Source organism: Blastococcus sp. CT_GayMR20, from assembly GCF_004570345.1.
The window spans coordinates 1-9,601 of sequence record NZ_SPQM01000161.1 but is presented as its reverse complement, the minus strand read 5'-3'; the positions used below and the strand labels follow the sequence as shown (position 1 = coordinate 9,601).

Below are 9,601 nucleotides of genomic sequence, written 5' to 3'. Positions count from 1 at the left end.
CCCAGGAGTTCTGGGCGGTCTCCCGGACAAAAACGGTGAGGGGGTCCACCGGTGGCCTGCCGAGCTGGTTGCGGATGCCCTCCGATGCGATGGCGCCGGTCGGCGGGAACGGCTGGGACCACCACCGCGGCGTGATCACGGGGCATCCACGAGGAAGTCCGCCGGATCCAAATCGACCCGGCGCGCGTCCGCCTCGGGCACGCTCAGATCAAGTGTGTAGTCGATGGGGCCCACGCCGGCGATCGAGGCGTCGTCGATCAGACACGACGGGGTGACGCGGGGAAAGCCGGGGCTCACCTCGTACGTCTGCTCCTCAAGGACGTCGAACCTCGTGCGCTCGTAGATGTGGCGGTCGGCCTCGTGGTACCCCACCTTTTGGAGCAGCAGCCGGAACGCCGTTCTGTCGTCAGTTCGCTCGAGGATCTCGTCAACAAGATTGGGCACGGAGATGCCCTGGTCGGAACGGACGCGTAGCCAGCGAAGCTGTAGTCGTCCCGGGGGCTGCACATCGAGCTGGTCGGCGCCATGAATCCGGACCGATCGACCCTCGGGAGCCGTCGTCGTCTTGACCTCCACGGCGTGGAGCCCGTGATGGAAGTCCTGTGCGGAGCCATTGGGACCGGTCCAGAAGGCGACAGCACCCGGGTCCCGACGCAGTGCGGAGAGGAGCAGGTGGAGCTCGCCGAAGAGGCCGGCTAGGGCTGAGGCGCTGAGGAGTCGACCGCTGCCGGCCAGGAGAGAGCGCCAGTCCTTCAGCACTTCGCGAAGGGCGGCGACGGCTCGCTCAGGCGTTGCGGCGATCCGGTCGACGACCTCCACGCAGAGCGCCGTGAAGAGGTCTCCGAGATCATCGTCGACCAGCTCGAGGGAGGCGTACTCCTGATAACTAGTCTCGTCCTCCAGAGCCCGTCGCCGGAGGACGACCGCTTCGCCGTCGACGACCTCCTTGAGGGTGTGCCTCGGGGCCAGCGGCACCAGCAGGTGTCGGTGTCCCTGTGCATCCAGCCCTGCCTGGACCGGCCCCTGCGGCGTGTCCACACCCACGGGGGCGGTCCGGAAGGTGGTGACGATCGGACGACCGGCAGCGGCGTTCCAGATGAGATCGAGGTTCCGGGCGTTGAGGGTCACGCGGCCTCGTCGTCGTAGTCGAGGACGGACGTGTCCTCCTCCTCCACGATCACCCCGGACAGGTCGGCGCTGTAGTACTCGACCTCGGAATCGGTGCTGCCTGGACGAGGAGTCGGGAAGAGGAGAGCCACGCCGATGACGACGTCGCCCGTGGGAGCCCGAAGAGGCAGTCGGCCCCCCTTCCCGGTGTCCGACTCTGGCTCGATGGGGTAGACGAGGAGGAGTCCCTCCTCTGCCCGCTGGGCCCGACGGAGGTCCAGGACCTGCTGCCGTGAACTGAGGTCATGCCCCTTCGTGTCGAGGTCGATCGCCTCGTCCCTGCGGCTGGACAACGTCTTGATGTCGGCGACGGGGTCCACGGTCGTCTCGGACTCCTGCCCGAGCCGAGCACGCTTGACCATCCGGATGTCGACACCGTCCCCGAGGTTGCGCCGGGGTGTGGTCGCGCCGGGCTGAGAGTTCCCGATGACCGCCACGCTCCAGCGCTGGAGGGCGCCCTGCCGGAGGCGCTTGCCGATGTAGTCGATCAGGCGCCGGCGATCGCCGTCCTCCGACCGTTCATGGAACGAGTAGCGCTCCAGGAAGGCGACGACGTCGTCGTGGGGCACCTGCGTGAAGAGCGCCGTCTCTGGACGCGACTCTTCATCGGTGCCGTGCTCGCGCGCGGCGCCGATGAGTTCCCTCGCAGCAGCGGCGTTCTCGGCGAGAACGGTTCGGCCGCTCTCGCTCACGTCGAAGAAGCGGGATTCGACCAGGGTTCCGCCGTATGCGGCGTGCGCGAGCACGGCGGACTTCATCTTGGCCTTGGACGTGATGCTCATCTTGGGGTGGGACCGGAGACGTACGGCGAACGTCATCGGCGTCTCGGCGGGGTTGTGCATGTAGCGGTCGATGTCACGGCGCATGTCCGCCTCGACCGTCGCCAGGTGGCTGAACCACATCTGAAGCTCGTCGGTCATCCAGATCCGCGGAAGGTCCGCGTACCCGTTGCGATATCCGAACCACCGCCCCATCTGCAGGAGCGTGTCGTAGGCCGAGACTGCCCGGACGAACAGGCTGGAGACCAGACCCTCCAGCGTCAATCCGCGGGACAGGGTGTTCCCGCCGACGGCAATCGCGGTGACGGGCCCGCGTTCGTAGTTGAGCCGGTCGCTGCTCCGGTAGTTGTCGATCACGATCCGCGTCTGGCGCACGACCTCGGGCAAGTGCTCCAGCACCGTTTCGAACTCGACCTTCTCCTCGCCGAACTCCGCGGCGGCGACGAGGGCTGTCTCCCGCTCCCAGGTTGCTCGCAGGAGCTCGATGGTCTGGTCGTCAGCGGATCCGACGCGCTCCAGCATGAAAGAGCGGAACTGCAGCAGGGGCTCCTTGAAGGCCTCGTGCACACGCGTCTCGGTCGTTGTGTGGACGAGCATCGTCGAGTGGGGGTTGCCACCGCCCCTGGCACGTCGAGCGGCGGTCGCCAACCAGAACCACTCGACGGCCGCCCGTAGGGAGTGGGTGAGAGCCGGCTGGAAGTCGGCAGCCTCCTTCTTGTTGCGAGGCTTGAGGTCGTCCACCTCGTCGTCAGGCACGCGCCTGACCATGTCGTAGCCGCCAGGCAGATCCGCAGGGTCCTCGCCGTCGAGAAGGTCGCGGCCGAAGAGGACCTCCGTGCCGTGGTATCCGTTCGGTCGGGGCAGGTTGACGATGAAGTCGCGCGGATAAAAGTCCTCGTCCGCTGAGGGGTCGATCAGCAGGTTCGCGAAGGGCGTGGCCGTGTAGCCGACGTAGCCGACCTTGGGGAACTTGTTCAGGACGTCGTACAGGAGCGGATTGATCTTCGCGGTTGCGACGGTCGACTGATCGGCCTCGTCATCGATGATCAGCGTGGGGCATTCGTCGAGGTACTCGCCGGCCTTACCGAGCCAGGTGCGGAGCTTACGAAGGACGGCGGCGTTCTTCTTCACCACAAGGAGAAGGCATTGATCCGTGGCCGCGAAGAAAGCCTTGGGGTTCGGTGGAGGGACGAAGTCGTGCGTTTCGCTGGTGACCTGGTGCCATTGGCTGGGGTTGGACTCGACCAGGTCCTTCACCAGGCGGATCTGGGTCTGCCGACGTAGGACGTTGTGGATGCCGGACAGCACGATGAAGAGCTTGTAGCCCTTGTCCGCTGCCTTGGCCATGACGGCGGTGAAATTCGTTGTCTTGCCCGACTGCACATAGCCGACGACGAGACCGCGCGTGCGGAACTCGTTCTGCTTGGGATGGTCCAGCAAGGCGACGATCTTGGTCGAGGACTTGTCGATGGAGGCGATGTTGTCGTCGCCGAAATCCTTGCGTCGCATCGATGCGAGGAGGGCTGGCCAGTTGCGATCGTTCTCCATGTCCGGGCCGGTGTACCAGGTCTGGCGGCCGTCCAGGAACACCGAGGCGGGCTCGTCCAGATTCCGGATGCGCAGACTTTCCGCATCGTGGCGTTCCCTGACCGCGCGAATGATCGCGTCGTCCGCGCCGAACAACTGGAGGTTCTTGACCGCATCGTGCGGGGTCATCGACTTCGTGAACTGCTGGAAGACCAAGTAGAGCTGGTCGACCTGCTCCTCTGTGACTCCTGCGGCTGACATCCCCAGCCCCCTCCCGTAGCGGTGTCCACGCGAGGGTAGTCACACAGCGCAACGATCCGTTGACGACAAGCCATGTGCTCAGCCCGCGGCATGAACGGCTTCGTCCATCTTGGGGACCCCCGCCACGATCCTCGCTGCGCCTGGCGGACATGGGCGCGGCGGTCTCACCGAATGAGGATCTCCTCCGGTCGGCGGTGTGTCACCGAATCGGAATAGGTCTCCACGGCTCGGGCCAGAACGACGTCGACATCCCCGTTGCTCGTTCGTTCCGCGAGGGCGCGGACGTGCTTGACCACGTCGATCCCTGGGATCAGCACGATCGGGTACTCGTCGTCGATGATCTCCACTTGAGCCTGCCTGGTGAACCAGCCCGTCGTCACGTAAACCCCGACCCATCCCCGGCGCAATCGGGCGACGACTCGCGCGACCTGGTCCGCGTTGACCGACGAGTCCGGGGCGACGCACTTGGCCTGGCCGAGGACCACCAGGGGTGCGCTGGTTCCTGGCGCTCCGATGTCAAGACGTCCGACGAAGTCGAGGCCGCCGTCGCCTCCGGCTCGCGTGAGCCAGCCCTCGCGGTAGGTACCTCCCTGGCCGCCCAGAGCATCGGCTGCGATCTGGGAGGCGAGCATCTCGAAGGCGTGCTTCCGGGCATCGAAGAACCGGTAGATCTTCTGGAGCAGTTCGGCATCGGCGCTGGCCGGCGAGGGAAGTTGCTGTTCACGCGCTCGGAGTCGAGGAGCATGGACCCGTCGGCGAACCCGAGGCAACGCGGGCGGTCCCTCGGCGACCCACCGTCGCCAGCTGGCCGGGGCGTGTCTCATCGCTTCGTCGCCAGTCAGTGCCGGGTTTCGCCGATCGTCGATCCACCGGAGGTCAAGAGTGTCACCGGAATCAGCGAGGCTTATCACCGCGAGATCGAGCGCAATATTGGGGAAGCCGCGCTGGGTTTCCGGGTCCCGCTGAATGATGTTCTCCAAGCGGTCGATGACGGCAACGCCGCAGAACTCGATGTGCCCCTTGACCAGTGTGCGACCTTCGCGTCTCACAGTGATCGATCGGAAGAGCAGTAGCGGCGGAGCAAGTCTGCGAAGCGCTGGGTCCGGGGAGGCGTGAGACGCCAGGGCCTCGAAAAGCGTTCTGTTGCCTGTCGTCGTACCCGGTAGTCCCGGCGAGTTCGGCTTGTGGTCGCCGAAGTAACGGACATACCCGTGGTCCAGATCGAACTCGTCGTGCCATGGGTTGGTGGCATGGCCAGCCTTCCAGGGGCTCGAGCGAATTCCGATGACGGCGCGGCGCTGGCCGTCCGGAGCCACGGTCAGCGCCGGAGCGTTGATGCCTGCATCCAGGAGGAGGCGAGGGAGCCCAGCCTCAAATGAGGAAGTGAGGAAGTGATAGTTCGGGTAGCCGTCGAGCTCGGGGGAGGTCGCATCGCCATCGTTGCTGTAGCGGAGAACGTCATGGATGGCTATCCGGCGATGTGACACGTCGCGATTCTGCCGGGCGCCTGCGCGGTCTTCGGGAACCAGGCTTAAAAACACCCCGTTCAGCGAAGGGCACCCCATCTCGGTTCACCGTTGTGGCACTGATCAGCGTTCTGAGCTCAGTCGATCGAGCGCAGTGATAAAGCTGGCGTTCCAGAGGCCGAGGTGAGGCCAGCGCTCCGCGACATGCGCGGTCGCCTCGTCCGGCGTCATGCCCTCCTCACGGACCAGCCAGCCGCGCAGCACCAGGCCGGTGCGCGAGGCGCCGCCGTGGCAGTGGACGAGCACCTTTCGGCCCTCGGCCCGTAGCGCGGCCAGGTCATCCAGGACGTCGGCCAGCACGGTGTCCAGGTCGTGGTTGTAGTCGTTGTCGGCGACATAGGCCATGCGGTGCACCTCGTGCGGGAACGGGTCGCCGAGCCGGCACAGCGAGATGACCGCGAAGTCGTTCTCGCTGTGCCGGGCGCCGTCGAGATTCCCGGCCCAGATGCCTGGCAGCGCCTCCTGCGGACCGATCCGCGGAATCACGCCCGGGTCGTAGTGCTGGAGCGGCTTGCCGTCGAGTGCCGCAGCCAACTCCTGCAGGTCCGCCAGGCCCCACCGCCGGTCGCCGAACCCGGGCACTCGCCCGCGTACCGCCGACGACCAGCGCATCGGGATCCCGCCCATGCCGTACACCGCACCGGCCAGCCCTCCGGCGACCGCTGCCACCGTGTCGGTATCTCCGCCCAGGTCGATCACCTGCCGCATCACTTCGGCGAAGTCCCGCCCGTGCCGCAGCGCCCACACCGCCTGCCCCAGCGTCGGCCAGACCGCGCCGTTCGACTCCGTCGCGTCCGACGGCGTCCAGTCCGGAGCCAGCACCGTCGCCCACCGCTCCCGGTGCTCCGGCAGCACCAGCTCCAGCGCTGTGCCGACAGCCGCCAAAGGATCCCCGCCGTCCAGCGCCACCCGCATCAGCTCGTGGAAGATCGCGCAACCCTCGCCGGCCGCCGGGTCGCCGTGCGTCAACGCCGAGATCCGGCGGGCGGCGTCCATCGTCGCCTCGGTCCCGAACCGGGAGAACCAGATCGCGGCCGGCGTCGTCCGCATCAGTGAGCCGTTGCCGGCCGCATGGCCGGTCTCCTCGAAGTGCTCGGCCGCGGCGACGTCCCACGGGCGCCCGGACCCGAGAACCGCCCCGGTCTGGTTGCCGATGTCCGGCGGGCCCGCCTCCGCCCACCTGCGGAACCGGTCGAACAGATGCCCCTCGTCCAGGCCGTCGTTCTCGATCAGCGACTCGGCGACGAGCAGTGCCATCTGGGTGTCGTCGGTGAACTCGCCCGGCTCCCAGCCCAGCGATCCACCGCCGCACATCTCCGGCTTCGAGCCGCGAGCGGGCACCGGAAAGCGGGCGGAGAACTGCCCCGGAGGCCCGAACTCGAACGGGGCCCCCAGCGCGTCGCCGGCAGCGGAGCCGACCAGCGCGCCGGCGACGCGGTTGGAGCGGTGCACGTCCTCCACAGTGCCAGGCGATCCCGGCCGACAAGCGTCAGGCGGTGCCCTCGGCCGCCATGAGCTCGGCGACCTCCTCGGGCCGCGTCGTGCAGTCCTCGTCCGAAGGCTCCTGTTCGGACGCGAGCCCCTCGACGCCGGCATCTTCGACGGGCTGGAAGCCGAGCCGGTCGAGGTGGGCGGGCACCCGGTTCTGCGCGTTGAGCACGTGCGAGCGGGACAGCCAGCCCAGGCCGTCGTCCACGTCGAAGTCCATGCCGCCGCCGGGCGCGCGCTGGACGTGCCCGGGCGAGGGGAGCAGCCCGACCAGCTGCACGGCCTGCGCTTGCGACAGCTCTCCTGGCGCGGAGTCGAAGTAGTACCAGCTCGCCGCGCAGACGCCGTAGATCGTCGGGCCCAGCTGCGCGTAGTTGACGTAGAGCTCGAGCATCCGGCGATCGTCGATGAACGCGGCCATCTCCATGGCGATGCCCGCCTCGAGCGTCTTGCGCACGGCGCTCATCTCCTGGTTGAGGAACAGGTTCTTCGCCACCTGCTGCGGGATCGTCGAACCCGACGGGTCCTCCTCGTCCCTCAGGTGAGCCGTCGCGCGGCCCCACAGCTCGTCCCACGTGAAGGCGCCGGAGCGGTAGGGGAGCGCGGAGTCCTCGTGCGCGATCACCGCGGCCAGAAAGTTGCGGGAGACGTGCTCCACCGGCACCGACTGCTGGATCGAGCCGTCCGGATTGGCCAGCATGAAGGCCGTCGTCGGCGGGTCGATCCAGCGCAGCGAGAGCACGGCCAGCGCCTGGACGACGGCCAGCGCGCCCAGCACGGTGAGGATCCGGCGGAACAGCCGCCGACGGGGCCGCCGACCGTCGCCATCACGACGGCGGAGGCGACCGCGGCCTCGTCGACGCGGAGGAACGGGCTGCTCGGGCGGAGCCGGCGGGAAGGGGTCCCGCGGTGGAGCCCACGGCTGGTACGGCCCCTGTCCCGGCGGCGGGCCCCAGGCGCCCGGCGGGGCGCCGTACCAGTCGTTGCCCGCAGGCGGCGGACGGTCGAACCGCGGACGGTCGAACTGCGGCTCATCGATCCCGGGACCACGGAACGGCTCGGCCTGCGGCCGGGTGTCGGCCGGCCGGCGGCGGAACCGGCGGGTCGACCGGGTGTCTGGCTCGAAGGAGGCCATGCGGGCGTTCTCCGGGATCGGGGTCGGAGCGTCACGGTAGGGGGGCTTCCTGTGAATTCCATGGACGCCGGAATCAGCCGGGGTAGTCGAGCCAGGCCTCGACCCGGTCCAGCTCCTCGTGGGTCAGACCGACGAAGAAGTCCGGCGACACGACGAGCACCTGCTCGTTCGCGGCCAGCCACTCGCTGGTGTCCGCGGCCTGGTCGGCGAGGTCGTCGTCGATCCACACGATCCGCCGTCCGGGCTCGGCTTCGGCGACCGCCCGCGCGGCGGCCAGCTTCCACCAGCCGGAGAGGCCTCCCAGCCGGCCTTCGAAACCGGTCGGCAGCACGTCGTCCCGGCCGTGCGTCCGCAGGCCGCGGGGAAGGCCCATGGGTTCGGCCAGCAGTTGGTCGGCCCGCTCCGTCCACGTCGTCAGCCACTGGAGCTCCACCCGGCCGGACTCGTGCAGTTCGCGCAGCCGGGCGACCACGGTCGGGTCCCACCTCAGCACGTAGCCGTTGAAGATCCCGCGCCGCCAGCCCTCCGGCAGGTCGGGGCGCACGGCGTTGAGCACGCCGTCGACGTCCAGGAGCAACACCGGTGGGGGAGCGGTCATGGCGTCCCTCCTACCCGCCCGGCGAGATCGGGACCGGGAGCTCAGGACGCCGGGACATGTCCCCGGAGAACGTGATCACCGCTTCGGCCGGACGGTCCGACCGGGCGATGGAGGAGAGACCACCGTGACCGCACAGCCCCTGCCCGCCACCCGGCCCCTGGACGACGCCGCCGCCCTGACCCCGCGGCCCGCCGTCCTCGGCCGGCGCACCGCCGTCGCCGCACTGCTCGTCGGAGCCACCCTCAACCTGGCCGAGGCCCTGATCGGTCGCATCGTCGGCCAGGGCGCGTCCGTCGAGGGCAGTCTCGAGGCCTGGGCGGCCAGGCCGACGCTGGCCGCCGTCGGCCTCGCCGTCGGCACGGTCGCCGTCCCGTTCCTGCTGCTGGCCCTCGTCGCCATGGCGCAGCTGGTCCGCCCGCGCATGCCGCGGCTCGGCACCATGGCCACGGTCCTCGGCTACGTGGGTTCGCTCGGCTTCCTCGGCATCCACGCCGTCTCGATCATCGACTACGCCGCCGTCGACCAGCCCGACCGCGCGGCCATGGTGGCGCTGCTGGAGGCGGCGCAGAACAGCACGCTCGCCCTGCTGATCGTCGTTCCCTTCATGCTCGGCATGGCCGGCTCGGTCCTGCTGTCCAGCATCGGTTTCCTCCGCACCCGCGTCGTGCCGATCTGGATCCCCGTCACTCTGCTGCTGTTCCTGGTGCTCGACTTCGGCCCCTTCTCCACGGGACCGATCGACCCACACTGGCTCTTCGTCGCGGCCTCCGTGGGCCTGGCGTACGGAATCGCCAAGCGGACCGACCGGCAGTGGTGGACCGGCCGTACCCCGGACGAGGCAACCTCCTGACCAGCGGAGCTGCGTTCGGTTAGCGTCGCCCGCGAGGTGGACGAGCCGGTGTTCAAGGAGCGCGCAGCACGGAGGAGCCGGGCCGCCACCATGGCGGCCCGGCTCTCCGCCGCGGCCGCGATCAGCTACCTGGCGGTCGGGCTGGTCGCGCACCTCGCCACCCCGGCGGCCGACCGGGTGAACGTCTTCTCGTCGCCCGAGCCGGTGGTCGGCCCGGCCATGGCGATCGTCGGCGCCGTCCTGCTCGGCCGGGTCCCTGGACACCGGGTC

The 9,601-nt window shown here is 68.8% G+C and carries 8 protein-coding genes; 2 read left to right on the top strand and 6 right to left on the bottom strand.

The genetic code is table 11. The features are described from left to right. Nucleotides 1-135: 135 nt before the first annotated feature. The 6 genes from E4P40_RS23620 to E4P40_RS23595 form a co-directional block, all read right to left on the bottom strand. Nucleotides 136-1,128, bottom strand: a complete 993-nt coding sequence (locus E4P40_RS23620; RefSeq protein ID WP_135160820.1) for a PD-(D/E)XK motif protein — start codon at nt 1,126-1,128, stop codon at nt 136-138. After that, nucleotides 1,125-3,734 (bottom strand): Z1 domain-containing protein, encoded by a 2,610-nt coding sequence (locus E4P40_RS23615; protein WP_135160819.1) that lies wholly within the window; start codon nt 3,732-3,734, stop codon nt 1,125-1,127. Before E4P40_RS23615 ends, E4P40_RS23620 begins: the two co-directional genes overlap by 4 nt. Before the next feature lie 164 nt (nt 3,735-3,898). Continuing rightward, on the bottom strand, nt 3,899-5,221 hold the full coding sequence (locus tag E4P40_RS23610) for a restriction endonuclease (protein WP_209305484.1): 1,323 nt from the start codon (nt 5,219-5,221) through the stop codon (nt 3,899-3,901). A gap of 102 nt (nt 5,222-5,323) precedes the next feature. After that, nucleotides 5,324-6,721 carry an ADP-ribosylglycohydrolase family protein gene (locus E4P40_RS23605; RefSeq protein WP_245160545.1) on the bottom strand — a complete coding sequence of 466 codons (1,398 nt, stop codon included), beginning with the start codon at nt 6,719-6,721 and terminating at the stop codon, nt 5,324-5,326. Nucleotides 6,722-6,749: 28 nt separating this feature from the next. Further along, nucleotides 6,750-7,883: a transglycosylase domain-containing protein gene (locus E4P40_RS23600; RefSeq protein ID WP_135160816.1), complete on the bottom strand. Its 1,134-nt coding sequence runs from the start codon at nt 7,881-7,883 to the stop codon at nt 6,750-6,752. A 73-nt stretch (nt 7,884-7,956) separates the two neighbouring features. After that, complete coding sequence (locus E4P40_RS23595) at nt 7,957-8,481, bottom strand: HAD domain-containing protein (protein WP_135160815.1); 525 nt, start codon at nt 8,479-8,481, stop codon at nt 7,957-7,959. A gap of 124 nt (nt 8,482-8,605) precedes the next feature. Here E4P40_RS23595 and E4P40_RS23590 point away from each other — a divergent pair, with 124 nt between their 5' ends. Both E4P40_RS23590 and E4P40_RS23585 read left to right on the top strand, forming a co-directional pair. Further along, a complete protein-coding gene (locus tag E4P40_RS23590) occupies nt 8,606-9,331 on the top strand; it encodes a hypothetical protein (protein ID WP_135160814.1) in 726 nt (241 codons plus the stop codon). Nucleotides 9,332-9,367: 36 nt separating this feature from the next. Beyond that, a partial coding sequence (locus tag E4P40_RS23585) for a hypothetical protein (protein ID WP_135160813.1) occupies nt 9,368-9,601 on the top strand: 234 nt, incomplete at its 3' end.

Bases quoted from the DNA above. Each gene is read 5' to 3' on its own strand.
- E4P40_RS23615 (WP_135160819.1), bottom strand. From the start codon at position 3,734: ATGTCAGCCGCAGGAGTCACAGAGGAGCAGGTCGACCAGCTCTACTTG.
- E4P40_RS23600 (WP_135160816.1), bottom strand. From the start codon at position 7,883: ATGGCCTCCTTCGAGCCAGACACCCGGTCGACCCGCCGGTTCCGCCGC.
- E4P40_RS23595 (WP_135160815.1), bottom strand. From the start codon at position 8,481: ATGACCGCTCCCCCACCGGTGTTGCTCCTGGACGTCGACGGCGTGCTC.